The organism is Saprospira sp. CCB-QB6 (genome assembly GCF_028464065.1).
Lineage (GTDB): Bacteria > Bacteroidota > Bacteroidia > Chitinophagales > Saprospiraceae > Saprospira.
In genome coordinates, this window is the sequence record NZ_CP116808.1 from 2890104 (window position 1) to 2914698 (window position 24595).

The 24595-nt window shown below is 46.0% G+C and carries 22 protein-coding genes; 9 read left to right on the plus strand and 13 right to left on the minus strand.

Annotation, left to right across the window (positions count from 1 at the left end; genetic code table 11):
- Window positions 1-5: 5 nt before the first annotated feature.
- From PPO43_RS11135 to PPO43_RS11165, 7 genes are all read right to left on the minus strand, one after another.
- The gene (locus PPO43_RS11135) at window positions 6-956 is read right to left on the minus strand and encodes a WD40/YVTN/BNR-like repeat-containing protein (RefSeq protein ID WP_272617766.1); all 951 of its coding nucleotides are present in this window, start codon (window positions 954-956) and stop codon (window positions 6-8) included.
- Window positions 943-2340: a M20/M25/M40 family metallo-hydrolase gene (locus PPO43_RS11140; RefSeq protein WP_272617768.1), complete on the minus strand. Its 1398-nt coding sequence runs from the start codon at window positions 2338-2340 to the stop codon at window positions 943-945. The genes PPO43_RS11135 and PPO43_RS11140 overlap by 14 nt, the downstream gene beginning before the upstream one ends.
- 12 nt (window positions 2341-2352) lie before the next feature.
- Window positions 2353-3060 carry an SAM-dependent methyltransferase gene (locus PPO43_RS11145; protein WP_272617769.1) on the minus strand — a complete coding sequence of 236 codons (708 nt, stop codon included), beginning with the start codon at window positions 3058-3060 and terminating at the stop codon, window positions 2353-2355.
- Window positions 3061-3408: 348 nt separating this feature from the next.
- Complete coding sequence (locus PPO43_RS11150) at window positions 3409-4578, minus strand: pyridoxal phosphate-dependent aminotransferase (protein ID WP_272617770.1); 1170 nt, start codon at window positions 4576-4578, stop codon at window positions 3409-3411.
- Window positions 4579-4676: 98 nt separating this feature from the next.
- Window positions 4677-5528, minus strand: coding sequence for a lycopene cyclase domain-containing protein (locus tag PPO43_RS11155; RefSeq protein WP_272617771.1), 852 nt, complete (start codon window positions 5526-5528; stop codon window positions 4677-4679).
- Window positions 5529-6371 carry a phytoene/squalene synthase family protein gene (locus tag PPO43_RS11160; protein WP_272617773.1) on the minus strand — a complete coding sequence of 281 codons (843 nt, stop codon included), beginning with the start codon at window positions 6369-6371 and terminating at the stop codon, window positions 5529-5531. It lies immediately after the preceding gene.
- Between the two features lie 12 nt (window positions 6372-6383).
- Window positions 6384-7856, minus strand: coding sequence for a phytoene desaturase family protein (locus PPO43_RS11165; protein ID WP_272617775.1), 1473 nt, complete (start codon window positions 7854-7856; stop codon window positions 6384-6386).
- 655 nt (window positions 7857-8511) lie between these two features.
- Here PPO43_RS11165 and PPO43_RS11170 point away from each other — a divergent pair.
- From PPO43_RS11170 to PPO43_RS11200, 7 genes are all read left to right on the plus strand, one after another.
- Window positions 8512-9255, plus strand: a complete 744-nt coding sequence (locus PPO43_RS11170; protein WP_272617776.1) for a hypothetical protein — start codon at window positions 8512-8514, stop codon at window positions 9253-9255.
- Window positions 9256-9258: 3 nt separating this feature from the next.
- On the plus strand, window positions 9259-10098 hold the full coding sequence (locus tag PPO43_RS11175) for a DUF3822 family protein (RefSeq protein WP_272617778.1): 840 nt from the start codon (window positions 9259-9261) through the stop codon (window positions 10096-10098).
- A gap of 174 nt (window positions 10099-10272) precedes the next feature.
- Window positions 10273-10827, plus strand: a complete 555-nt coding sequence (gene rsmD, locus PPO43_RS11180) for a 16S rRNA (guanine(966)-N(2))-methyltransferase RsmD (protein ID WP_272617780.1) — start codon at window positions 10273-10275, stop codon at window positions 10825-10827.
- Between the two features lie 10 nt (window positions 10828-10837).
- Window positions 10838-11887, plus strand: coding sequence for a cytochrome c biogenesis protein (locus PPO43_RS11185; RefSeq protein WP_272617782.1), 1050 nt, complete (start codon window positions 10838-10840; stop codon window positions 11885-11887).
- A gap of 387 nt (window positions 11888-12274) precedes the next feature.
- Window positions 12275-12490 carry a CcmD family protein gene (locus PPO43_RS11190; protein WP_272617784.1) on the plus strand — a complete coding sequence of 72 codons (216 nt, stop codon included), beginning with the start codon at window positions 12275-12277 and terminating at the stop codon, window positions 12488-12490.
- An 86-nt stretch (window positions 12491-12576) separates the two neighbouring features.
- Window positions 12577-13998 carry a Glu/Leu/Phe/Val family dehydrogenase gene (locus PPO43_RS11195; protein WP_272617786.1) on the plus strand — a complete coding sequence of 474 codons (1422 nt, stop codon included), beginning with the start codon at window positions 12577-12579 and terminating at the stop codon, window positions 13996-13998.
- 294 nt (window positions 13999-14292) lie between these two features.
- Entirely contained in the window at window positions 14293-14790 is a 498-nt protein-coding gene (locus tag PPO43_RS11200; protein WP_272617788.1) for an Lrp/AsnC family transcriptional regulator, read from the plus strand.
- A gap of 234 nt (window positions 14791-15024) precedes the next feature.
- Here the strand turns inward: PPO43_RS11200 and rodA are convergent, their stop codons facing one another.
- The 4 genes from rodA to PPO43_RS11225 form a co-directional block, all read right to left on the minus strand.
- A complete protein-coding gene (gene rodA / locus PPO43_RS11210; protein ID WP_272617790.1) occupies window positions 15025-16440 on the minus strand; it encodes a rod shape-determining protein RodA in 1416 nt (471 codons plus the stop codon).
- Between the two features lie 113 nt (window positions 16441-16553).
- Entirely contained in the window at window positions 16554-17951 is a 1398-nt protein-coding gene (locus PPO43_RS11215; RefSeq protein WP_272617792.1) for a thioredoxin domain-containing protein, read from the minus strand.
- A gap of 9 nt (window positions 17952-17960) precedes the next feature.
- Window positions 17961-18899 (minus strand): hypothetical protein, encoded by a 939-nt coding sequence (locus tag PPO43_RS11220; protein ID WP_272617794.1) that lies wholly within the window; start codon window positions 18897-18899, stop codon window positions 17961-17963.
- Between the two features lie 604 nt (window positions 18900-19503).
- Window positions 19504-21033, minus strand: coding sequence for a SulP family inorganic anion transporter (locus PPO43_RS11225; RefSeq protein ID WP_272617796.1), 1530 nt, complete (start codon window positions 21031-21033; stop codon window positions 19504-19506).
- 351 nt (window positions 21034-21384) lie between these two features.
- Here PPO43_RS11225 and PPO43_RS11230 point away from each other — a divergent pair, with 351 nt between their 5' ends.
- Window positions 21385-22869 (plus strand): DEAD/DEAH box helicase, encoded by a 1485-nt coding sequence (locus PPO43_RS11230; protein ID WP_272617798.1) that lies wholly within the window; start codon window positions 21385-21387, stop codon window positions 22867-22869.
- Between the two features lie 329 nt (window positions 22870-23198).
- Here the strand turns inward: PPO43_RS11230 and PPO43_RS11235 are convergent, their stop codons facing one another.
- On the minus strand, window positions 23199-23420 hold the full coding sequence (locus PPO43_RS11235) for a DUF2795 domain-containing protein (RefSeq protein WP_002657397.1): 222 nt from the start codon (window positions 23418-23420) through the stop codon (window positions 23199-23201).
- A gap of 291 nt (window positions 23421-23711) precedes the next feature.
- Here PPO43_RS11235 and dcd point away from each other — a divergent pair, with 291 nt between their 5' ends.
- Window positions 23712-24248: a dCTP deaminase gene (dcd, locus tag PPO43_RS11240; protein ID WP_272617802.1), complete on the plus strand. Its 537-nt coding sequence runs from the start codon at window positions 23712-23714 to the stop codon at window positions 24246-24248.
- Here the strand turns inward: dcd and PPO43_RS11245 are convergent.
- Window positions 24245-24493, minus strand: coding sequence for a hypothetical protein (locus PPO43_RS11245; RefSeq protein WP_272617804.1), 249 nt, complete (start codon window positions 24491-24493; stop codon window positions 24245-24247). The genes dcd and PPO43_RS11245 overlap by 4 nt on opposite strands.
- Window positions 24494-24595: the final 102 nt, after the last annotated feature.

Sequence of the window (24595 nt, forward strand, 5' to 3'; positions counted from 1 at the left end):
CCAAATTAATACAAAAAACCCCAAATATGGCCCTGCGCTGTGCCCAAATACCAAAATTGTCCATCATGGGCCAGACAGAGAATTTCTTCGCCCTCTAAACCCTGAAGTTTTTGCCAGTTTTGGCCCCCATCTTCAGAGAGGAGCAGGGCCCCATCTTTTCCCCCAACAGCTAGATGATCTTGATCTAGGGCTAGAATGCAGCGCCAACGGTATTTGGGGTTTATGGTGCGGCCCGACAATAGCTTTTGCCAGCTTTCGCCCCCATCTTCAGATTTATAAACGCTACCATAATCTCCAGCTACAAAAGCATTTAGGCTATCGGGCCAACTAATGGCCCTAAAATAATTGCCCTGGGGCGGCATGGGCGCCCAATTTTGCCCATAATCAGTAGTCTTTAAGATTAGGCCATAACCAACGGCTAGGGCGCGGCCATCGGCCTGCCCCGCCAAATCACTAAAACTATGGAGAAAGCTATCGGCTTGGAGGAGATAGGGAAAATTGCCATTGGCCCGCAAACGATGAATGCGCCCTAGGCCCAAATTTTCGCCAGCGACCAGAATGCCTGCAGAGTCCGAAAAGAAATGTCCCGCAGAAAAATACTCCCAGCCAGGCATATACAGGCCAGACCAAATACCGCCTTCTCGATAATAAACCGTGTTCCCAATCGGATAGGCATATAAGCGATCATCTAGCCATTGTAAATCTCGGACTGCATGATTGAGCACTAATAAACTGTCCCAACTAGGGCTATCAATAGGGCTTACCCAAAGCCCCCCTCGATTAAAAAGGTCGCCTAGGCCAATATAAAGGCTATCATTATGGACCAATATACTATTGACGGGCAATTGATCGGGAACGGCCCAACGGCTTAAGTCTCGCTCCATAGTTTCTACCTTCTGGCAGGCTTGTAAAGCAAAAATAAAGAGGAGAAAGAATAGAATTTTATTGTAGGCCATATTGATCGATAAGGTATACCCAAGCGGCAATGCCTGCCGCGCCCAGTTCTAGCTCTCGGCGATGCACATTTTCAAAAACATCATTGCTAGAGTGGTGGTAATCAAAGTAACGTTGAGAATCAGGGCGAAATCCAAAAAGGACCACCCCCAACTTTTTAAGTGGGCTAATGTCAGCCCCAGAGCCTCCTGTGGTGAGTTCGTAAAAGCCGTAGGGAGAAACTAAAGCTCTCCAGTTTTGGGCCTTGGCATAGGCAGGTTGCAGAATATGAGGGAGGGCATCCATGGCAAAACCTCTGGGGGCATGTCCACCTCCATCAGATTCAATAGCGGCAATATGTTTTTCGCCTTTTCGCTCGGCCTCGGCTGCATATTTTCGTCCACCAGCTAGGCCGCTTTCCTCATTGGCAAAAAGCACGCAGCGAATGGTATGTTTGGGCCGAATGCCTAGGGCTTTAAAGCTGTGAAGGACCTGCATGGCATGCACGCAGCCAGCGCCATCATCATGAGCGCCTTCGCCCAAATCCCAAGAGTCTAGGTGACCGCCAACTACAATAATTTCATCGGGATAATCACTCCCTTTAATTTCTCCAATTACATTATAGGTTTTGCGTTTGCCCAAGTCTTGACAGTTGAGTTGCAAATAGACTTTGGCCTTGGGTTCTTGGGCCAAAAGGGCCGATAGTTTATCGGCGCTTTGAATACCTAGTGCAGCGGCTGGAATCGGTTGCTCTTGTTGAAAAATCGTTACACCAGAATGAGGAACATCATCATTTTTGAGGGTGAGGGAGCGAACTAAGGCGCCTACTGCTCCTTTTTGGGCGGCCACTTTAGGGCCAGAAGTGCGCTGCGAGCCAGCAGCGCCATAGGCGTGAAAGGTATTGATTTTAGTGGGGTCCATAGGCCCATTAAAAAAGACAAACTTGCCTTTGACTTGGCTGCTAGGGAGCTTGCGCAAGTCTTCCACGGATTTTACTTCAATGACTTCAGCGCTTAGGCCCAGTTTAGGTGTAGGGGCCGAGTAGCCCAAGGCCACGACGGATAGCTCTAGATCGCCTAGGGTTTTAGATTGGATGAGCTTACATTTTTCGATGCTCCCACGGCTCCAATGGCGGACCTCTACCTCTTGGGTCCAGACCTTATCGCAGCCAATACTATCTAGAATTTGTTGGCTGTATTCTACGGCTGCAGCTCCAGCGGAAGAGCCTGCTACTCGGTGGCCGATCTCTTTGCAGAGATGATGTAGCCAAGGGTAGCATTGTCCTTCGGTCAAGACATGATCGAAGAATTGAGCAACTTGCTCTACTCCTTCATCTCCAGTTTGGCTGTGCGCCTTTGGACCAAAAAACAAAAGAGAACCAACTAAAAAGGTAAAAACTGGGCGCATAAGAAAGTCATTTTAGGCAAGGAAAAGGAATACCGTGGGCCGTTTATGCAGGTCGGGCAAGCTTCCCTTTTTCCATTCGGCTACGGTTTGGCTTTTAATATATTGGCTGGGCAGGCTAATATCTGCGGCTACACAAAGGCGGCAATGATTGGGCAATTGGGCCAAAAGATCTTCTAGCATAGCCATATTGCGGTAAGGCGTTTCGATAAAGATTTGGCTGCGACCTTCTTTTTTAGACTGGGCATATAAATGCTTGATCTTCTTTTGGCGTTCGCCTTTTTTGATGGGCAAATAGCCTTCAAAGCCGAAGCATTGGCCATTGAAGCCAGAGGCCATTAGGGCCAATAGGATAGAAGAGGGGCCAACTAGGGGGACCACTTCAATGCCTTTGGCATGGGCCATTTCGATGACGGCAGCGCCGGGGTCGGCTACGCCAGGGCAGCCTGCTTCAGACATTAGGCCGATGCTCTTCCCCATTTTGAGTGCAGGCTCTAGAAAAGAGGGGAGTTCTGCAAGGTCTGTGCGTTTGTTGAGTTCAAAAAAGGTCATTTCTTGAAAGGGGATAGGCGTTTTCCAATCCTTGAGGAAGCGGCGAGCTGTTTTGCCTCGCTCTACAATAAAATGGTCCAAACTATGGACAACTTGAATTACTTGTTGGGGAACAGGTAAATAATCGGAGGGGCCCAAAGGGACAGGGATAAGATATAATTTGGCCGGCATAAAGGCAGTGGGTTAAGATATTTTAATGCCTACAAGATACGGAAGTCCGCCAAATTCTTAAAACAGAGCGCTAAAAGGGGCGAACTCTTTTAGACTCAGGACTATGGGCAAACTATATGGCCGAGGTCCATTGGCTGAGGGATGGACAGCAGTGGCCGCAGGCCAGACCGAAGCGCGCAGCGCTGAAGGGCCGAGCGAATAGCGAGCTGCGAAACAGCCCGACCCGACCGCAGGGAGGGGCAGCCCCAAAAAAAACAGCAGTATAAAAAGGAGAAAAAAGGGGGATTTGGGCATAAAAAAAGGGAAAAACAGCTGCTGCTATCCTTCCCTAGAGGTATTGGAATTCTGTTAACCAATAATTTTTTTGAAAACGCCCATGCCTAGAATCAGGCTAGCATTTTTGAGGCCTTGGCCCAACTGCTTCATGATTTTGTGGCGAAGCGAGGTTTTGCTGGGCATATCTTTAAGGGCCTTGATGAGGCGTTTATTTTGTTCTTCTTGGCCGACCGAGATGCGAATGCAGTGTTCAAGGCTTTTGTCAATTTGGTAGGCGGGAAAGACTTCAATGCCTTCATTTTGTAGGTATTGGTAAGTTTTTTCGCCTTCTTTGACCTTGAAGAGAATGCAATTGCTATTGGAGAGCGATACCTCTTGAACAATGGGCAGTTGATCGAGTTTTTCGATAAGGATTTTGCGTTGTTCCAGTGTTTGTTCAATCACTCGATCTTTTTGGGCGGGGACCCGCATGGCTTTAACGGCGGCGGTTTGGGCCAAGGTGTTTACGCTAAAGGGCGTTTGCATTTTCTGTAAAATCTCGATGAGTTCGGGCGAGCCGAAGGCGAGGCCGAGGCGGAGCCCCGCTAGGCCCCAGAGGCTTGAGAAAGAGCGGATAATAACGAGATTGGGGAAATCTTTAAGGTAGGGGAGTAGGCTGAGGTCTTGTTGGTAATCGAGTTGTCGCTCGTCTAGGACCACTAGGCCTTTAAAGCCTTCGATGGCATCGACCACATCAATCCCTCTTAGGCAGCGGCCGGAGATAGGGTTGGGGTGGCTGAGGAATAGAATTTTGACCTCTTTGCGGAGTTCTGCTCTTAGTTTGAAAAGCGAAATTTGGTAGTCCTCGTTGAGGGGAAGGAGTTCGAGATGGCTGCCGTTCAGGTCGGCTAGGTGGCGGACTTCTGGGGCGATAGGGCTAAAGCTGAGAATATGGTCCTTATCATCTTGGCAAAAGACGCGAAAGATCAGGTCGATCAGGGCGCTACCGCCGTTGCCGGCTAAGATTTGTTCTTTTTTCAGGCCATAAAACTCGGCGGCTTCTTCTCGAAGCAATTGGCATTCGGGATCGGGGTATTGGCTATAATCTTGCTCGGCGCCTAGGCTTCCCCAGGGGCTCTCGTTTTGTTCCATACGCAAACAATGCCGAGGCAGGCTATGGTAGCGGGCTCGGCGGCGGTTATTTAGAATTTTGCGGCTGCGGCGGGGCAGCAATTCGTAAATATCAAAATCGCTGGATGGCATAGGGTTAGGCTGAGAAATGAGTGAATTATATAGACTAAAGGTATTATTTTTTGCTCAAAATTCGTGCTAGTCTGGCCCTAGTTTTTCGCCTTCAAGGCTTAGGATGGCTTTCTATTTCTGAAGTACTCGAAAAAAGAGACATTTAGAAAAAGGAGTAAAAAGCCATAAATAAAGTCGTCCCAGGGGATGCTGCCGCAGCGGAAGCCCAAGATGGCTTCTAGTTGTTGACTATTGTTGTAGAGTACTACGGGTTCTTGATTGAAGCCCCCTGTTAAAATACCGTTGACCAGCAAAAAGGGAAAAAGGCTGATGAGGTAGGCCAAATAGAAGCGGCTGCGATAATAGTTGGGGATAAAAAGTAAGTGCCAAAGTAGAAAACTACCCGCTAGCAAAAAGGTCCAGGCTGTATAACTCATCAACAAACTGCTGAATCCAATAGCATAGAATAGAACAACCAATAGCCAACTAAGGGGGCGTTCTATGGGCCCCAAAACATCTTTAGAAATATAGGCCAAGAGACATTCATGAATAAAGAGGCAGGCATAGGGGACGCTAATAAAAAATAGCCATTCGCCTAAGGGCAGGCCCAGAAAAGAGTAGGTAAAATAGCGGGGGTTAAAATCCCAAACGTTCATTTGGGTAAAGAAAACATCCCAGGCCAAAAAAAAGCTGCCAACGATTAGCAGGCCGGGCCATAGAAAGCGCCATTTTTTATAGAAGTGGACCTTTTTGTCAAAGGAGAGCAAAAAAGGGAAGAAAATCGTCCCGATGTTAATCCATAAATACCAATAGGCATGCTCTCCAAACTGTAGTTTAGGGCCCATAGCGGGCACTTGCATAGATTGTTCGGCCTGCCAATCTAGGGGCGCCCACAATAAGTAGAGGACCCAAAGCAAGGGCAGCCCTCCAAGAAGAAGAGCCGCCCCCCATTTTTTTGTTTGTTGTTGCATCTATAAGAGATTAAACTGTGCTCGAATCATCGACTTACCCAAGATATACAATTTGCTGCCATTGGGAATCCGAATACGTTCTTCTGTCACTCGATCGGCTGGCGATTGTTTAATTTTATGGAAGAGGTTGAGGTAATATTTATAGGCTACGTAAACTCCAAACCGACAACCTTTGGGTAGCCCCAAAATACCGTGATAGGCCAACTGAAAATCTTGGAGAATATCTGCTTCGATTTCGGCCTTAATGTGGTCATTAAATAATTTATAATCAACTCCTGGAAAATAGACTCGGCCACGTTCGGCATAATCACTTTTCATATCGCGCAAAAAGTTGATCTTTTGAAAGGCGGAACCCAAGGCGCAGGCGGGTTCTTCTAGCTTTTCATAGAGGCCGGGCTTATCCTTACAAAACACCCGTAGGCACATCAGGCCCACCACCTCGGCAGAGCCGTAAATATACTTTTTGTAGAGGCTATCTTCATAGCGCTGAAAATGCAGGTCCATTTCCATACTATACAAAAAGGCATCAATCAATTCTCGCTCAATTTGGTACTCATTGACCACCATTTGAAAGGCTTGTAAGATAGGGTTGAGGCTGATTTTTTCTTCAATGGCTCGATAAGTATCTTGTCGAAAACGTTCGAGTAAGTCGGCCTTGTCGTGCCCATGAAAGGTATCAACGATTTCATCGGCAAAGCGAACAAAACCATAAATGGCGTAAATAGGTCCTCTGAACCGCTTAGAAAACATCCGAATACCCAGCGAAAAAGAGGTGCTATAACGCTCTGTGATGAGCTGGCTGCAAGCCTGGCAGCTGTCCTGATAAAGTTTTAAGTGATCCATAGGAGATGTTTTTTAGCCCTTAGACTTAATGATTTCTCGAGCGACAACCTCTCCCGAAATTAGAGAGGGGGGAACACCCGGACCAGGCGTGGTGAGCTGCCCAGCATAATAGAAGTTGTTTAGTTTTTTGTTCTTCAAGCGCGGTTTGAGAATGGCCGTTTGCGATAGGGTATTGGCCAATCCATAAGCATTTCCTTTGTAGGCGTAATAGTCTTTCTTAAAGTCTTTATGTGCATAACTCAGCTTATAATCTACGGCCGAGCGAATTTCTTGGCCGCTTAGCGCTTCCAAACGATCCATGACCAAGTTGTAATAATGCTCTCGAGTGGCTTCTGTATCTTCTAATTCTGGCGCCACTGGCACAAGTAAGAATAGATTCTCATGTCCTTCTGGAGCACAAGAAGGATCCGTTTTAGAGGCCAAACAAGCGTAGAATAAGGGTTTGGTTGGCCATTTTGGGGTTTTGTAAATTTCTTGAGCATGTAGTTTGAAATCCTCATCAAAAAAGAGGTTGTGGTGTAGCAGATTGTCCAGCGGTTTGTTTACCCCCAAATAGAAGAGCAAAGAAGATGGCGCCATGATCCGCTTATCCCAATAGCGCTCGCTGTAGTTACGGTATTCTGGCGCAAGTAGTTTTTGGTCCACATGATGATAATCGGCTCCAGCCACAATGATATCTGCCTCAAAACGCCCATTTTTTGTGATGGCCGCCTTAGCTTGCTTGCCCGAAACTTCAATATTAAGCACTTCTTCATTCAGCAAAATTTCTACGCCTAATTCTTCGGCCAAACTGACCATAGCGGCCACAATTTGATACATGCCGCCCATGGGAAACCAAGTTCCCAAAGCTAAATCCGCATAGTTCATCAAGCTATACATGGCCGGCGTTTCTTCTGGAGTGGCCCCCAAAAATAAAACGGGAAATTTCAATAACTCTCGCAAATGCGGATGCTTAAATAGCTTTTCTACATGATTGGCAATAGAAGAAAACATCTGCAATTTGAAAAGCGCCCGAACTACCCGCAAATCAGCAAACTCCAAAATGGACAAAGAGGGCTTTTGCACAAACTCTCCCATGCCCACCTTATATTTGTATTCGGCCTCATCCAAAAATTGTTGCAATTTGGCCGAACTCCCTGGCTCATAACCCTCAAATAACTCTTTTAAGGCCTGCATATCTGCCGGAACCGCCAACTCTTCCCCCTCTCCAAACACAATTTTATAAGCCGGGTCCAAACGCTTGAGCTCATAATAATCCGACACCTTTTTGCCAAATTGCTCAAAAAATTGCTCAAAGACCTCTGGCATCCAATACCAACTTGGCCCCATATCAAAATGATAACCTTGCACTTCCATCTTGCGCGCACGCCCTCCAGCACAATCATTTTTCTCTAATATCTGAACATTATATCCAGCTTTGGCCAAATGACAGGCCGCAGAAAGGCCCGCAAATCCAGACCCGATGACAATGACTTTTTTCGACATATATATGTGTTCTCCAGTAAAGCAAATGGATTCTTAGCCAAGAGACAAGCTAAACGATAATTGCTCTCTTAACTTATCCCTAAAGGTTTTGTTTAAAAAAACTTAGCTTTTTTCGCAAAAAGCCTCCACAATTATATCGAAAATGCACTAAAAATTACTCTTTTTAAAAAGGTTTAGTGTTTTTTTGTTTTGGGGCTGCCCCTTCCGCCAGCTTGAAAGCCAGCGCAAAGCGATACCGCTTTGCGAAGCTATACAAAATGAGGGTTGAAACCCTCATGAATTATCGGGCGGGTCGGGCTGTTTCGCAGCTCGCTGATCGCTCGGCCCTGCGCCAGCAAGCTGGCTGGGTCTGGCGCTTCGCGCCACTGCTGTCCATCCCTCAGCCAGTCGCTGCGCTCCTTTGCGGCGGCTTTGCCGCCTGTCCCATCCCAAATTTTCTGTGGACCAAAAAAACAAGCTGAACAGAAGCACCAAAAAAGCCCCTGAAGCTCATCTAATAACCAACTTGGGCCCCGCCGACCAAAAACAAAAAAAGAAGAGAGGACCAATTTTTTTTAAAAAATACTTATACTTGCAAGCAGGATTAAAGGGCCCAAGCCCGCCTGACATAAAATTTTATTTTGCGCTACTTTATTAGATTTAAAATAATAGCCCGATGAAGATCGTACTCAATATTGTATTTATTTTGGCTGCTCTAGCCTCTGCCTATTACCTCATGGAAAGCATCCGCCGCCCTGTAGATTTTAGAGATACTTGGGCGGAGCGCAAAACGGCCGTACAAGAAAAACTAGAAGAAATCGCTGAACTTCAAAAAATGTACACGAGCATTAAGGGAGACACTCTCTTTGCTGGCTCTTTTGATGAACTCGAGACTTCTTTCCTCAAGGATAGCTTCTTTATCCTCAAAATTGAAGGGGATCCCTTCGATACAACGATTACGCCCGATACAACAGAACTTATGTATCCCGCTCGTGACTCTGTCCTTTCTTTCATTGCCGAAAATGGTAAATTGGATAAGGCTAAGCTTCAGGAACTACGCACTCCAGCATTTGAAATTATGGAAAACTGGCAAGACACTAGTACGGATGTTCGTCAAGATCCTGCTGTTGCCGCTTATTTAGACTTTGCCGAAGCTTCTATTAAAGATTACTTTAAGCAGATTCGCACTGTTCCTTTTGCAGACAATAAGGAGTTTGTTGTGGCTGCAGGCGAAGTGGCCATGGAAGGCCGTCGCGCTTTTGGCCGTAAACTTCCTACTTTTGAAGTGAAAACTACGGTAGGCGATTATATGAAAGAGTATTCTGTTGAAGAATATGGCATGTATGATCCTAAATTTGACCACAAAGCAGAAGTTAAGGTAGGCGATTTAACCAAACCTTCTACTACAGGTAACTGGTAATTCATGGAAACCTATACTAGCTCCAATTTTTCGCTAGACCAAAGCAAAAACTATAACCTATCCCTCCTGCTTGGAGCGGATAGGTTGTCTTATTTGGTGCATGAGCAAGGCGAAGTCTTGGCTCTGGGTGGGCTCGATTTTGTCCAAATAGAAGAGGAATATAGTTTGGTTGATGCCCTCAATCAGGCTTATGACCAAAGAGAAATTTTGCGTGCGCCTTATCAGAAGGTTCAAATTTATTTGCGCAGCAATCGAGTGATTTCTTTACCGCTGCCACTTTATCTGCCCGAACAGCAATACAGTTATTTTGAGGCCCTGCTCCCTCTAGATGAGGGCGACTTTTTGTTGGAGGCCCAAATGCCTTCGCTGGATTTGGTCTTTTTGCAGTCGGTCCGTCTGGCTTTACATGACCAATTGATGGACCTTTTTCCGCAGGCGCAAATTCAAACGGCTTTGCCCAGTTTATTGGATATTAGTCAGCAGCTTATTCCAAAAACTCCAGAAAATAATTACCGTTTACTGGCCTATTTTAGTCCCAAAAGCATTCAATTGATTGCTTGGCACAAGGACAAGTTATTGCTGCACCAATTACGGCCTTTTGTTTCTGCAGAAGATTGTCTATATTATTTACTTTGGATGTATAAGGAACTAGGATTATCGCCCAAAAAGATCCCCCTTCATTTTGCTGGAGAGCTGAACGAAGATTCCGCTATTTATCAATTGCTTTACAGGTATATTATTGCGCTAAAGCCTTTGCCCCGTCCCCAAGCTTTTGCCGAAACAGCTTGTTTGGCCAAGCTAGAACCCCAAAGAGCCATTCATCTTTTGGGAACCATCTTATAATTGGTCCTTTCTGGACCTAGAAGCGGGCGCAGCCCGCTGGCTGAGGGATGGACAGCAGTGGCCCAAAGGGCCAGACCCAGCGGGCGTAGCCCGCGCAGGGCCGAGCGATTAGCGAGCTGCGAAACAGCCCGACCCGAAGGGGCAGCCCCAAAACAGCAGAAAAAACAAAAAAATATGCGAATCATTAGTGGCCAATTGAAAGGCCAACGCTATGAAATGCCTGGCAAAAGCCAGAAAACCCGCCCCACTACCGATATGGCCAGAGAGGGGCTTTTTAATATCCTGCAACATCAAATTGAGTTGCAAGATTTGAAGGTTTTGGACCTCTTTGCGGGAGTGGGGGGCGTGGGCTATGAGTTTCTATCTAGAGGGGCCGAACAGGTTGATTTTGTAGAAAAATATCGAGGCTGTTGCCGCTTTATTCAAAGTCAATTGCAGCGTTTTGAGATGGAAGATAAGGGCAAGGTGCATCAGGCTGATGTTTTTGCCTTTTTGGGGCAGTTGCCCGAGCAAAGCTATGGGCTTGTTTTTGCCGATCCACCCTATGCTTTGAATAAAATGCAGAGCTTGCCAGAGCTTATTTTTTCTAAGAATATATTAAAAAAAGGGGGTTGCCTGATAATAGAGCATGACGATCGCCAAGATTTCGCAAATCATGCTAACTTTGCGCAAATTCGTAAGTATGGGCAGGCCCGATTTAGCATCTTTTGGGCCGATGATGCCCAGTAAATAGAGAAACATGTTGAAAAAACATTGGTGGAAGGCCCTAGCGGCAGTCTTGTTGTTCTACAGTCTATCGGCTGGTTTATTGATTCCGCTACGAATGGGAATAGTATCGGATAAGAGTAGTTTGAGCCTGAAAACGGGCCAAAGTCAGTCGCTAGATGTCTGGGTTTACAATGGCCGTTTTGAGGCGGGCGAAGAGGTTCAAGCTCGCATTTTGTTGGCCGAGGACCAAGTATATTGTGCCCAAAAAATCGAAATTGACAAGCCCCGCCAACTCAAATTGGAGGTTGCTTTGCCACAGTTGGAGCCGAACAAAATTAAGGCGCCTTTTCCCTTAATTGAGATTAGCACGCCAAAATACGGAACGGCTTTTACCGATTTATACATCCAAAAAGGAGAGGGCGATTTGGCCGTAGAAGCCTGCCAATCTGAGCCTTTTGCAATGACGGCAGGGACCAATTTCCCCTTTCTCAATATCCTAGAAGAAAGTATCCGCAATCTTTTTTATCATGTGCCCATGTGGTTTGGGATGATGTTTATTTTGCTACTTTCTGTAATTGCAAGTATCAAACAATTGCGGGCGGGCCAAGGCCTCAAAAATGACCATTGGGCTACTGCTCTGGCCACGGTGGGTGTCACTTATGGCCTTTTGGGCCTTGTGACGGGCGCTATTTGGGCCAAACACACCTGGGGCGCTTATTGGAGCTGGGATGTCAAGCAGAACACCTCTGCGGTGGCTGTGCTCATCTATTTGGCCTATTTTGTTTTGCGTTCCTCTTTTGAGGATCCCGACAAACGGGCCAGAATTGCCGCAACCTACAATATTTTTGCTTTTGCTACGCTCATTCCGCTGCTTTATGTAGTGCCCAGAATGGTCGATAGCCTGCACCCTGGCGCCGAGGGGAATCCCGCTTTTAGTAGCTATGATTTGGATAGCAGCCTGCGCCTACTCTTTTATCCTTCGGTTTTGGGCTGGATCATTTTTGGCCTTTGGCTGGCCCAAATTTGCTTCCGAGTATATCGATTACAACCCAAGGTTTGGGAGAATCAATTCAGGGACTAATTTTTTGGGGCTTCCCTTCGGCCTGCGGCCTCAGGTCCTGCCCTTCCGGGCTCGCAGGTCTGCTCGGCCCTGCAGCCCTTCGGGCTTTGGTCTGCGGCTTCGCCGCCCCCTACAGGCCAGTAAGCCGCTCATCGGAAAAGCCTGCTTTTGGCCCTCGGCTTCGGCAGGCATTCTTTGGCTAGCCAGAGAGAGGGCCAACAAGAATAATTTTTAATATAGAGTTTTAGATATTTCTTTGGGAAAAACGCTAATTCACAAAAGATTATATAAGTGGATAGCCTTAATTTAGCCCTAAACGGTAGACTCTTCTTTAAAATATAGTTGAGCATAAATTTTTTTTTCCAAATAAAAATTCCAAAGTTTACAATACAAACGGATCATAAAAGCATGAGAAAAACATATAATAGCTTGATTTTGATGCTTTTGGCTACTGTTAGCCTAAGCGCTCAATCTCCATCAACTCAAACTGATTTTTTGGAGAGCACGGGCAAAATTTATGTAGTAGTAGCCGTTATTCTGCTGATCTTCATAGGCATTATTGCTCTTTTGATTTATTTAGAGCGCCGTTTGGCCAAGATTGAGCAAGCGTATGAAGATTTATAAATAAATCGAAACACTTGAGGGACCTCTCAAATGGATAGGTCTACTTTAATACATTTGACTTTTTCAATTATCAATTTTTCCGAATTATGGCGGACAAACATTATAGCTTTTTTGAAGGCGTAGAACGCAACTTTGATAAAGCAGCAAGTTACGCTGGCCTTTCTGAAGGCCTTTTAGGCCAGATTAAGGCTTGTAACGCGATTTTTGCAATGAAATTCCCTGTACGTACGAAAGACGGCGATGTGAATGTAATCGAGGCTTATCGCGTACAACACTCTAATCACCGTATGCCCACTAAGGGGGGGATTCGCTATAGCTTAGGGGTAAACCAAGATGAGGTAAAAGCCCTTGCTGCGCTCATGACTTATAAGTGTGCAGTAGTAGATGTACCTTTTGGCGGTGCCAAAGGTGGGGTGAAAATCAACCCCAAAGATTATTCAGAAGAAGAATTGGAGCGCATCACTCGTCGCTATGCAGCTGAGTTGGTTCGCAAAAACTTCATTGGCCCAGGCCTAGACGTACCTGCTCCCGATTATGGAACAGGACCCAAAGAAATGGCTTGGATCATGGATACCTACATGACGCTTCGTCATGGTGAATTAGAAGGTGCAGGTTGTGTAACGGGTAAGCCCGTAGAGCAAAATGGTGTAGCTGGCCGTACTGAGGCTACTGGCCGTGGTGTTTTCTATGCTATCCGCGAAGCACTTTCTTATAGTGAGGATGCAGAAAAGCTAGGTCTTACTACTGGAACAGAAGGAAAAACTATGGTTATCCAAGGTTTGGGTAATGTAGGTTCTTATACAGGAACTATTTCTCAGCAAGAAGGTGGCGTAAAAGTCATTGGTGTTGCAGAATATGAAGGTTCTATCCATAATCCCGAAGGAATTGATGTAGCTGAGCTATTGAAGTTCCGGGCTAAAACGGGGTCTATCATTGGTTTTCCTGGTACAACTACTTTGGAGCACCGTGGTAGTGCGTTGGAGCTAGAGTGTGATATTCTTGTTCCTGCTGCTCTAGAAAACCAAATCAATGCAGATAATGCAGATCGCATTAAGGCTAAAATTATTGCTGAGGCAGCTAATGGTCCTGTTACTCCTGAGGCAGAAGCAGTACTTTTAGAAAAAGGTATCCTTATCATTCCCGATATGTATGCAAATGCTGGTGGGGTGACGGTATCTTACTTTGAGTGGTTGAAAAACATCTCTCACTCACGTTTTGGTCACATGGAGAAGCGTTTCACTTCAAATCGCTACACGCATTTGGTCGATATGATTTTGGAAATGACGGGTAAAGATCTTAGCCCTGCACAAAGAAGCATGCTTACTTCTGGTGCTGACGAGTTAGATCTAGTACGTTCTGGTCTAGAAGAAACTATGGTAACTTCTTACCAAAACATCCGTGCTACTTGGAAATCTAACCCTGCTATTCCTGATTTGCGCACGGCAGCATTTGTCTATGCAATCAAGAAAATTGGCGCAGATTATATGTCTTTGGGTATCTGGCCATAGCCAAAGCCGACCAATTTAAAGTTGGTCAACACAGCTAACAAATAACAAAAAAAGGAGGCTTAAGCCTCCTTTTTTTATGATCCTCAACACAATACTACTGTATAGTCTGAAGTTTTTAGAGCTAAACAAAATTTTATTTTGTTAAATTAGTACTAAGCACTTCTGTAATAGAAAAAAAAGACTATTTTTGTGTATCTAAATAAATAGATATTTGGCCTATAGGCCATACCGCTTGAAATTAGGATATATATTACTATAACAAAAGGGGGAAAGCCCTTTGCTAAACAACGCACTATGCCAACAGCAAGTCATAAGTTGGATAAGATTGATTTGAAGATTCTTAAGATTCTTCAGCAGAACAGTAAGATTACCAATCTAGAGCTATCGAAGCGGATTGGTTTGTCTCCAGCTCCTACTTTGGAGCGAGTAAAGAAGTTAGAGAACTCTGGTATTATTGAGAGTTATCATGCACAAGTGGCCCCAGCGGCTATGGGACTTAGCGTAAAGACCTTTGTTTTGGTTTCTTTGGCTTGGCAAAAAGAGAATGCACTAGAAAGCTTTTTGTCTAAGGTGGACCAGATCGACGAGATTGTAGAATGCTATATCATTACTGGTGAGGCTGACTTCTTGATGAAGTTGGTTTGTAAGGATATTCCCACTTATGAGCAACTCTTGTTCAAAACGCTCTCTAAAATTGAAGAGATTGAGCGACTCAAAACATTGATGACGCTATCTACTGTTAAGGATTCGAAGTTGTTGCCCTTCAATTATGAGAAGTTGCATCAGCACTAGATCTTATCTTTTGTTTTACTGTTGACAGCAGAAGCGCTGAACCAATCATTGGTTCAGCGCTTTTTTTGGTCCTATAGGCCCGAAGGGCCGCAGGCTGAGGGATGGAAAAGGGTGGCCCGTAGGGCCAGACCAAAGTTTTTTGAAGCGAAGCGAAAAAAACTGCAGGGCCGAGCAGACCTGCGAGCCCTGATACAGCCCGACCCGCCCAAAGGGCGGGGCAGCCCCAAAAAAGACTTATCGAAAAATAGATTTTCGTTCAAAGTCGAGCTTGAAAAGAATGGCGAGCAAGATGCCAAAGGACATTAGGGAAGAGCCGCCGTAGCTAATAAAGGGGAGGGGGATGCCGATTACGGGGACGAGGCCGACGGTCATGCCGATGTTAACAAAAAGATGCATGAAGAGGATGAAGGCTACGCCATAGGCGTAATATTTGGCAAAATCGGAGCGTTGGCGTTCGGCTAAATAAAGGATGCGGAGCAAGAGGGCCGTAAAGAGGCTGATCAGGAGAAAGCTGCCCATGAAGCCCCATTCTTCGCCCATAGTGCAGAAAATAAAGTCTGTAGATTGTTCAGGGACATAATCCAGTTTGGTTCGTTCTCCTTCTAGAAAGCCCTTTCCCCAAAGTCCGCCAGAGCCGATAGCAAATTTAGATTGTTCTACATTGTAGAGGGCGCCGAGGGGGTCGCATTTTTCGGGCCGAAGCCAGACTAAAATTCGTTCTTGTTGGTGGGGGCGTAAGAGTTTATAAATGGCATAGTTGACAGTAGCGCTATAGCCCATACTTAGGGCTAATATGCTAAAATTGAGGCCAACTCCTTGCCATTGACCGCGTTTTTTTAGGCCAGCCATAGCCGAAAAAGCGAGCAGGCTAAGGCTAAGAATAAGCAGGAGGGGCCAAAAGTAGTTGGGGTGATAGAAAAAGTAGAGTAGGCCACCTAGGGCGATACCTGTTAGTAGCCAGCGCTCATCTTTTTGCCAAAGTCGGAGGGCTACTAAATTTGCCAAAAAAACTAGTGTTAGCATAAGACCACTAACATCATCAACCATAAGGGAGGCGATGCCTAGGGCGGCCATACTTAGGCCTAAAATATAGATGAAGGGAGGAAATCCAGCTCTAAAAATGACGAGAAAAAAGGCGATATAGACTAGGCAGGAGCCTGCGTCGGGTTGTAGGGCAATGAGGAGAACAGGGCTGAGAATAAGGCCTACGGCTTGCATTTGGTATTTAAATTCCTGTATCCTAAACTGTGGCCGAGTAAGCAGGGCGGCTAGGGCTAGATTGGTTGCTGTTTTAGAAAATTCGGAGGGTTGCAGCCTAAAGCTGCCGATGCCAAACCAGGAGCTTGCTCCATTTACGGGTTCTGTAAATAATACGGCAAAGAGTAGAAACAAAACTCCACCAAAAGCAATAGGGCTCATGGTATGAATGAACTTAGAGTCGACAACTTGTACGCCAGCGGCAAGAAGAATGGCGGCTGAAATCCAGACGATTTGTTTGCCGTAGTTTTTATCTAAATCGAGCAAATGGGTATAGCTTTCAGCATGGTACTCGGAGGCAAAAATCATCAGCCAGCCAATAGCCATAAGGGCTAGGGTTAAGCCAATGCCCAGCCAATCATAATTGCTAAATTCTTTTCTCAGGTCGGTCATGAATCACAAAATTAGGCTCAAAGATAAGAAAGGGGAGGCGGCTGTTGGTTCAATTGATAAAAAAAAGCGGAAAAACCCAGAGGTTTTTCCGCTTTTAAGCTAGAAGAAAAGCCTTAGCTATTCAAGGCTAGCCAGCTTTCGTCGCCAGTTTTGATGGCTCCTGTTTGGGGGAGTTCATTGGCGGCTTGAAATTCGGTGATTAGGGCGGCTAAATCGCTGCTGTATTCGCCATCAGCGGCGCAGCTATAGCCATTTTGGGCCAAAAGGACCTGGATGGTATAAACATCAGAGGTTTCGTTTTTGCCTCCTTTGCCTACGCTGCCATCTAGGCGGCTTTTTAGGTCCATGTTGAGTTGTTGAGCCGATGCTTGATCGTATTCCATACCAATCAAATCTACCTCATTAGAGCTGCTGTTGCCTACTTTTCCGTTGGCCAAGAAGCGGCGCATATCTTCTTTGAGGTTCGAGGGGTTGATATAGCCTTCATGTCGACCGACCTCATTGCCATCGCGGAGATAGACCATGGTAGGCACCTTGTCTACTTTAAAGCGCTCATGTAATTTGGTACGGCCATCAATCAACACATTTTCATATTTGATGCTGGTTGTTTTATTGGCCTCTGCGGCTAGTTCGAGTACGGCATCTTTAACCGAGCTGCCTACTTTTTTACAAGCGCCGGACCAGACCGTTTCAAAGTAGACCACCACAAATTCGCCCAATTCGAAGAGTTCTCTTTCAGAGATTGTTTTTTGGTCCTCCATAGAAATTACCTTGCTACTATCCGAGAACTTAGCCCCCTCGAGCATGGTATTGATTTTTTGTTGGAGGCTAGCTAGGCTAATTTCGCCTTCATGTCGAGCAAACTCCTTATTATCTACCATAAAAAGTAGAGTAGGGAAGTGCTCGATATTATGTTTTTTGCGCAAGCCTTCTTGGCCATCATCCACATGTTTTTCTAGGCTAAATTGCCCAGCATGTTCGGCCACCAAATCATCTAGATGTTTGGCGAGTTTTCGGCTTTCGCCTGTTTGGGCGCCAAAGAAAGCAATTTTGTAGTTGCCTTCTGGTTTTTGGGCAGAACCAAGCAATTGTTTGGCTCTATCGCTCAATCCGGCTACAGTAGCCTTAAGATTTTCGGGGACCTCGGCCAAATCGGCAAATTGACCATACCAGTTGCTGGCCAATTTTTGGGCTTCTCCCGCTAGTTTTTGAACGGCAGCATCTACTTTTTCGCCTGCGGCCAAAAGGTCTGCTGCGTTGCCGAAGCAATTGGCAAAGAAGGCCTCTTTTTCGAACAAGGCTTTGATGTGGTTGAAATCAGCCTGCCAATCTCCTGTGCTCGCTTTGGCTTTGGCCAAAATTTGCGTGCATTTATCTAAGGTAGACTTCATTTCTTGGGCTTGGCCCGCTAGGGCTGCATCCTGAGCAAAACCACCAGCCTCGTACTGTTTTAGCCACTTTTTGGCTGCTGCCTGAAGTTCCTCGACTTTATTTAAAGTTATTTGATCCATTACTATAGTTTATACGAGTTGATGCAATTGGCTCTCTTGAATGAGCTGATTGATTTCCTCAAAAAGAGCGGCATTGCTAGCAATAGCCTCCTCTTTATTTTCAGGAGCGGGAGCCGCTTCTTCTGAAGCTGCGGCAGCGGCTGCTGGAGCTGCTGTTTCCTCTTCTTCTAGCTCGCCCAATTCAGCTGCTAGTTCGGCATCGAGCTCTGCCTGAAGGGCTTTGGCCGCCTCAATTTCTTCTTCCAGTTTTTTAAAGAGCTTGCGCGTTTTGATAAAGGCCGCACCAAATTCTTGGCGAAGGGCGGGATCTGCTTCTTTGAGCAAAAGGGCAAATTCGCGAATGGCTGCTTTTAGCTCTTCGGCATGGCTGATATCTTCTGGCTGAAGTCCATCGGCTAGGTTGATGCCTTTGTTTAGATCTGAAATCTGGACCAACAAGGCTTGGATTTGTTCTTTGGGGCTGGCGGGGGCTTCCACTTCTGCGGCCGCCTCGCTAGCATCAGCTACAGCTTCTTCTACGGCTCCTTCTGCAGCAGCAATAGCCACCTCTACGCCTGTGCCTTTGAGGGCTGTTTTGGTCAATTGCTTGAGGAGTAGGGCTTTTTTTGCATTCCCTTTCAATGGTTCAAGTTGAAGGACGGGATTATCATACTCATCTAAAGTAATATAGCATTCTCCTAAGCTGATTTCTTTTTTGTTGGCTTTGAGCAACTCCTTAGAGAGCTTAACCCAACTGGCGGTTTGATCGCCAGGAATAATAAGGCCCATTTTTTTGCCGGGCATGTCGGCAAATTCATAATTGGTGAGGGCCAAGTATTTAGTGGGCAAATCGGCACTGTTGTGCTCTGATTGCATGCTGTTGAGCAAGGTCTTAATTACCTTTTTATACTCTTTGTAGCCTAGGCTTTTATCCTGGAGCTGTTCGGGCGTGAGCTTTTTGATTTTCATAATCTGGTTCGCTTAATTTTTTTGGCAAATGTATTTTGGAATCCGAAAATACAAAATTTATTAGGCTTCAGCCAAGCAAAAAGGGAAAAGCCATTTTTTTTTTCGCTTTTCCAAAAAACTATTGTTTATCTACTCTTTATCACTTAACTTATTCGCCTTTTTTTGGGGCTGCCTCTCCCTGCGGTCGGGTCGGGCCATTGCGCAGCTCGCAGGTCTGCTCGGCCCTGCAGCCCTGCGGGCTTTGGTCTGCCGCCAAAGGCGGCCCTGCTCCAGCCCCTCAGCCTGCAAAACGCAGAAAAGCGGTATTCGTCGCTGCGCTCCTCATGCTTTGATATATCCCCGCCCACCCGCCCCTCTACGGGATTCCTTAAGGGAATCCCTTGGGGCGGCTGGGCCATTTTGGTCCAAACAGGCGGCGAAGCCGCCCTGGCCGTAGGCCAAATGGCCTAGCGATGCGGCGGGGTGGCCGAAGGCCAGACCGAGCCAGCAAAGCTGGCGAAGGGCCGAGCGAATAGCGAGCCCCAAAGCGTAGCGCCCGCCAAAGGCGGGAGGCCCCAAAAAAAACGCCCCACAAAAAAATGCGAGGCGTTTAAAGAAAGGGCTTTTATTTTACATCATCGACCACCAACTTATAATTAGGGTCTTCTATAACATTGACATCGACCACTTTTTCGGCATTGGCCAATAGTTTTCGACAATCTTCAGAGAGGTGTTTGAGATGGACCTCCTTATTGGCTTTTTGGTAGCGCTCCGTCAGTTTATTGAGGGCTTCAATGGCTGACATATCGACCACTCGGCTTTCGGCAAAATCAATAATAACGACTTCGGGATCATTTTGCACATCAAATTTCTCATTGAAGGTGGCCACAGATCCAAAAAAGAGGGGCCCATAAATTTCGTAATGTTTGTGGCCATTCTCGTCGATATGCTTGCGGGCGCGAATCCGAACAGCGCTATCCCAAGCAAAAACCAAGGCCGAGATAATCACGCCCACTACCACGGCAAGGGCCAAATTATGCAAAACCAAAGTGACCACCGTAACCAGCACCATCACAAAAATATCGGATTTGGGCATCTTGTTGAATACCGTAAAACTGGCCCATTCAAAGGTGCCGATGGCGACCATAAACATCACGCCAGCCAAAGCGGCAATAGGAAGCTGTTCAATCAAGCCAGCGCCAAACATGATGAAAATGAGGAGCATCACGGCAGCCGTAATGCCCGACAAGCGAGCGCGGGCGCCACTAGAGATATTAATTAGACTTTGGCCCAACATGGCGCAACCGCCCATGCCCGAAAAAAGGCCAGAGAGAATATTTGCAGTTCCCTGAGCCACGGCTTCGCGATTGCCAGAACCTCGACTTTCGGTAATCTCATCAATAATATTGAGCGTCAATAAACTTTCGATTAGGCCCACGGCAGCTACCACGCCTGCATAAGGCAAAATAATCTCTAAAGTTTTGAGACTAAAGGGGACCTCTGGAATATGAAATGGGGGGAAACTTCCCTGAATGGAGCTAATATCGCCCACCGTTTTGGTGTCAATTCCAAAGGCCGAAACAATTCCAAAAACGGCCAAAATAGCTACCAAAGAAGAGGGAATGGCGCGAGTCAATTTAGGCAATAGCCAGATAATCAGCATAGAAAGGACCGTCAAACCTAGCATCATCCACATTTCACTGCCAATCATCCATTGGCCATCTTGCTTAAAGTGATCGAATTGAGCGGTAAAAATGATAATGGCCAAGCCATTGACAAAACCAAAGATCACGGGATGCGGGACCAGCCGCATAAACTTGCCCAAACGGAAGAGTCCGGCCCCAATCTGAAAGAGTCCAGCCAAAATTACGGCCGCAAAAACGTACTCCACTCCATGATGTAAAGCTAATTCGACAATCACCACAGCCACGGCACCCGTTGCGCCAGAGATCATGCCAGGACGACCACCCAAAATAGCGGTAACGATCCCCATCATAAAAGCGGCATAGAGTCCCGTGAGCGGATGTAGACCCGCAATCATAGCAAAGGCTACGGCTTCGGGAACCAAGGCTAGGGCCACGGTTAGGCCCGAGAGTAATTCTTTTTGATAATCTACTTTTTGAGAGAGATCAAAGAGTTGATATTTTTTTTTCATTGCTTAAAACTATTGATTTTCAGTAGGTTGTTTTTAAATTGGCCCGAGCTTGGGCAAAACGGCCACAAAACTAGGCTTTTTTGGGCAAAAGGCCTTAAATAACTGAAAAACTTTGTCTTAACAGAAGGCGTATCTAGCGTTAAATCTGCTAGGCAGAATACCGATTTTATCTATTTTAGGCTCAGCTCTGCAATATTTTACGCATCTTTGCGGCGAGCAAAACCAAAAAAAACAATTGGTTCAAGCTCACTAATGATCATTTTGGCCTAAGGGCTCCTATTACTTTTGAATGAATTTGAGAAAGATTTTCGATGAAGGGGGCGAGTGGGTCGAGTTTAAATTAATACTACTTTGCTAACCTTCAAGGAGTTGGGCCTTTCGCAGCCCACGCTAAAAGCAATTGCGGAAATGGGATTTGAAAATCCTAGTGAGATTCAACATGAGGCTATTCCAGAACTACTAGAGCAGGAACGCGACTTTTTGGGCCTTGCCCAAACAGGAACCGGAAAAACCGCTGCCTTTGGTCTGCCACTTATCGAACGCATCGATAGCCAATTGCCTCTAACTCAGGCATTGATCTTAGCCCCCACCCGCGAGTTGGGCCAACAGATTGCCAAACAATTAGCTCTTTTCGGAAAATACCAGCAGCGCATTAATATGCTTGCCGTTTATGGTGGTGCTCCCATCGTTAAACAACTCAAAGCCCTTCGCTCTGAGCCGCAGCATATTATTATTGCTACGCCTGGTCGCTTGATCGATTTACTCAAACGTGGTGCTGTAGACCTCAGAGGTTTGCGCTACTTGGTCCTCGATGAAGCCGATGAGATGCTCAATATGGGCTTTAAAGAAGATCTAGACGAAATTCTAGAATACACTGCCGAAGGCAAAAACCTTTGGTTGTTTTCTGCTACCATGTCTAAGGATATCCGCGGCATCGTAAAACGCTACATGACTAACCCCCTAGAGGTGCAGCTCAATAGCAAGCAAGAGGTCAATGAAAATATCGAACACCAATACGTAGGCCTACACTATAAGGATAAACCAGAGGCTTTGGGCCGTTTCCTAGACGCTCAACCCGATATGCGCGCCGTGGTATTCTGCCGCACTCGCCGCAACACCCAAGAATTGGCCGAGCTATTAATCCAAAGAGGCTATACCGCCGATGCCCTACATGGCGATTTGTCGCAAGCGCAGCGTGACCAAGTGATGCGCCGCTTCCGCCAACACAACTTGCAGGTGCTTATCGCTACCGATATCGCCGCTCGTGGTATCGATGTGGACGATCTAACGCATGTTTTCCACTTCCACCTACCCGATGACCTTTCTTATTATACGCACCGAAGCGGCCGTACGGCTCGCGCAGGTAAAAAAGGATTGTCAATCGCTTTTGTAGAAAAACGCGATTTCCACCGCATCCGCCATATTGAAAAGATGTTGGGCCTCAAAATTAAACAGGTAGAAGTGCCTTCTGCCGAATTAATTCGCAACGAACGCCTCAAAACTTGGTGCAAAAATGTGTTGGACCAATCTATCCGTGCCAACCTTACCGAGGAAATGAAGGAAGAAGCCAATTTGCTTTTTGCTAACCTTAGCAAAGAAGAGTTGATCGGCAAAGTCCTCGCTCACGAATTGAGCAAAATCCAACTAGGCAAAATGGGCGCCCCCCAATCTTTCTCTGAAAAAGGGGGAGGAGACAGAGACCGTGGCCGCTCTAGCCGCAAAGATGGTCGCCGCTCTGGCTATAAAGGCAAAAAAAGAAGTGGAAGCTCTAGCAAAGGCCGCTCAAACGACCGCTTTAATAGCTTCAAGAAGAAGAAAAAAAGAGGAAAGTACTAGACCACTCTCCAACTTCTAAATAAAAAACCTTCTCCAGTTTCTGGGGAAGGTTTTTCTTTTTTAGGGGCTGCCCCGCCCTTTGGGCGGGTCGGGCTGTGTCGCAGCTCGCTATTCGCTCGGCCCTTCGCCAGCTTTCAGCTGGCTCGGTCTGGCCTTCGGCCACTGCTTTCCATCCCTCAGCCAGATTTAATCGCGCTGCTTTGGCCATAGTTTGCTATGAATTTTCTGCTAGGCTAGCTATTTTTTAAGGGCATAGCCCTCCGGGCCTGCAAAACCGCAAAATAGGACCAAAAAAAAGCGTTCTGGTAGAGCCAGAACGCTTTTAGCATTTAATATTCGTCTTCAGGAAAGAAGAAATCACTTTTTGTCGGATAATCATCCCAGATATCTTCAATGCCTTCGTAATGCTCCCCTTCATCTTCTAGGGCCTGAAGGTTTTCGATCACCTCGATAGGCGCACCAGAGCGGATAGCGTAATCAATGAGTTCATCGCGAGTGGCAGGCCAAGGAGCGTCCTGCAAATAAGAGGCGAGTTCTAACGTCCAATACATAGAGAAATAGAATTTTCGATGGTTTGCTTTTATGTTGTCTTTTAAAGGATTAACCCTTATTTAGTTGGGCCCCTCAAAGGCCTGCAAATGTAAGGGCTAGCCATTAAATTCCCTAACGAAAAGAGATAAAAAAAAACGGTTTTGCCAAGAAAAAAAGGACAAAAGTTTAATGAAATCTTATCCTGATAAATAGGGCTTAAGTCTAACTTTCTTTTTTATTTCGCCCAAATTTATTATTATTCAAAATAAAGATTGGTCTAGCTAGTAGACTGCTCTTCAAGAACAAGCAATATGATTCTTTCCGATCAAGCCATTTTAGCCAGTATAGCCCAAGGCGAAATTGTTATTGAGCCTTTTGACCGTAGCTGCTTAGGCAGTAATTCTTATGATGTGCATTTGGGCGCCGCTCTAGCCGTCTATGAAGATGAGGTCTTAGATGCCCGTAAACACAACCAAGTTCGTCACTTCGAGATTCCCGAAGAAGGTTATGTCTTGCAACCTGGCCAACTTTATTTGGGCGTGACTCAGGAATACACCGAAACCCACAAACAAGTTCCTTTCTTAGAAGGAAAATCAAGTGTAGGCCGTTTGGGCATCGATATTCATGCCACTGCAGGCAAAGGCGATGTGGGATTCTGCAATCATTGGACCCTAGAAATCTCTTGTAGCCTACCCGTCCGCGTTTATGCTGGCATGCCTATAGGCCAACTTATTTATTTTGCCCTAGATGGCGAGGTGGAAAATCTCTACAACAAAAAACAAAATGCCAAATATGTAGAGAAAACGCCTTACCCTGTGGAATCTATGATGTGGAAGAATAAGTTCTAGTCAAACTTATCCCCATCAAAGTATTCGTCATAAGGCTCTTTTTCTGGACTATTGGCAAAAACCGCTAGGCCTAAACCAAACATGACCAGAAAGAGTTTAAATAAAAAGCCGACAACGTTCCCAAATAAAAGGTTGAGCCAATCAGTCAGCATAAAAGGTAAGCCAATAAGGTTGACTATGAGGCCCACAAAACCAATGAGGAAAAGCCCAAAGGCAATGAGTGTTAAGGTCGTTTTGTTTTTCATAATTGTAGATGCTATTTCCGTTGAAGCCGCAAACTTACTAAAGAACTATTAGAATCACATTTTGTTTTTGACCCTTTTCACTCGCTCCCTCCAAAATTAGAC

Excerpts from the sequence above, each read along its gene's own strand:
- PPO43_RS11135 (WP_272617766.1), bottom strand. The coding sequence starts at position 956 with ATGGCCTACAATAAAATTCTATTCTTTCTCCTCTTTATTTTTGCTTTA.
- PPO43_RS11140 (WP_272617768.1), bottom strand. The coding sequence starts at position 2,340 with ATGCGCCCAGTTTTTACCTTTTTAGTTGGTTCTCTTTTGTTTTTTGGT.
- PPO43_RS11145 (WP_272617769.1), bottom strand. The coding sequence starts at position 3,060 with ATGCCGGCCAAATTATATCTTATCCCTGTCCCTTTGGGCCCCTCCGAT.
- PPO43_RS11150 (WP_272617770.1), bottom strand. The coding sequence starts at position 4,578 with ATGCCATCCAGCGATTTTGATATTTACGAATTGCTGCCCCGCCGCAGC.
- PPO43_RS11155 (WP_272617771.1), bottom strand. The coding sequence starts at position 5,528 with ATGCAACAACAAACAAAAAAATGGGGGGCGGCTCTTCTTCTTGGAGGG.
- PPO43_RS11160 (WP_272617773.1), bottom strand. The coding sequence starts at position 6,371 with ATGGATCACTTAAAACTTTATCAGGACAGCTGCCAGGCTTGCAGCCAG.
- PPO43_RS11165 (WP_272617775.1), bottom strand. The coding sequence starts at position 7,856 with ATGTCGAAAAAAGTCATTGTCATCGGGTCTGGATTTGCGGGCCTTTCT.
- PPO43_RS11170 (WP_272617776.1), top strand. The coding sequence starts at position 8,512 with ATGAAGATCGTACTCAATATTGTATTTATTTTGGCTGCTCTAGCCTCT.
- PPO43_RS11175 (WP_272617778.1), top strand. The coding sequence starts at position 9,259 with ATGGAAACCTATACTAGCTCCAATTTTTCGCTAGACCAAAGCAAAAAC.
- rsmD (WP_272617780.1), top strand. The coding sequence starts at position 10,273 with ATGCGAATCATTAGTGGCCAATTGAAAGGCCAACGCTATGAAATGCCT.
- PPO43_RS11185 (WP_272617782.1), top strand. The coding sequence starts at position 10,838 with ATGTTGAAAAAACATTGGTGGAAGGCCCTAGCGGCAGTCTTGTTGTTC.
- PPO43_RS11190 (WP_272617784.1), top strand. The coding sequence starts at position 12,275 with ATGAGAAAAACATATAATAGCTTGATTTTGATGCTTTTGGCTACTGTT.
- PPO43_RS11195 (WP_272617786.1), top strand. The coding sequence starts at position 12,577 with ATGGCGGACAAACATTATAGCTTTTTTGAAGGCGTAGAACGCAACTTT.
- PPO43_RS11200 (WP_272617788.1), top strand. The coding sequence starts at position 14,293 with ATGCCAACAGCAAGTCATAAGTTGGATAAGATTGATTTGAAGATTCTT.
- rodA (WP_272617790.1), bottom strand. The coding sequence starts at position 16,440 with ATGACCGACCTGAGAAAAGAATTTAGCAATTATGATTGGCTGGGCATT.
- PPO43_RS11215 (WP_272617792.1), bottom strand. The coding sequence starts at position 17,951 with ATGGATCAAATAACTTTAAATAAAGTCGAGGAACTTCAGGCAGCAGCC.
- PPO43_RS11220 (WP_272617794.1), bottom strand. The coding sequence starts at position 18,899 with ATGAAAATCAAAAAGCTCACGCCCGAACAGCTCCAGGATAAAAGCCTA.
- PPO43_RS11225 (WP_272617796.1), bottom strand. The coding sequence starts at position 21,033 with ATGAAAAAAAAATATCAACTCTTTGATCTCTCTCAAAAAGTAGATTAT.
- PPO43_RS11235 (WP_002657397.1), bottom strand. The coding sequence starts at position 23,420 with ATGTATTGGACGTTAGAACTCGCCTCTTATTTGCAGGACGCTCCTTGG.
- dcd (WP_272617802.1), top strand. The coding sequence starts at position 23,712 with ATGATTCTTTCCGATCAAGCCATTTTAGCCAGTATAGCCCAAGGCGAA.
- PPO43_RS11245 (WP_272617804.1), bottom strand. The coding sequence starts at position 24,493 with ATGAAAAACAAAACGACCTTAACACTCATTGCCTTTGGGCTTTTCCTC.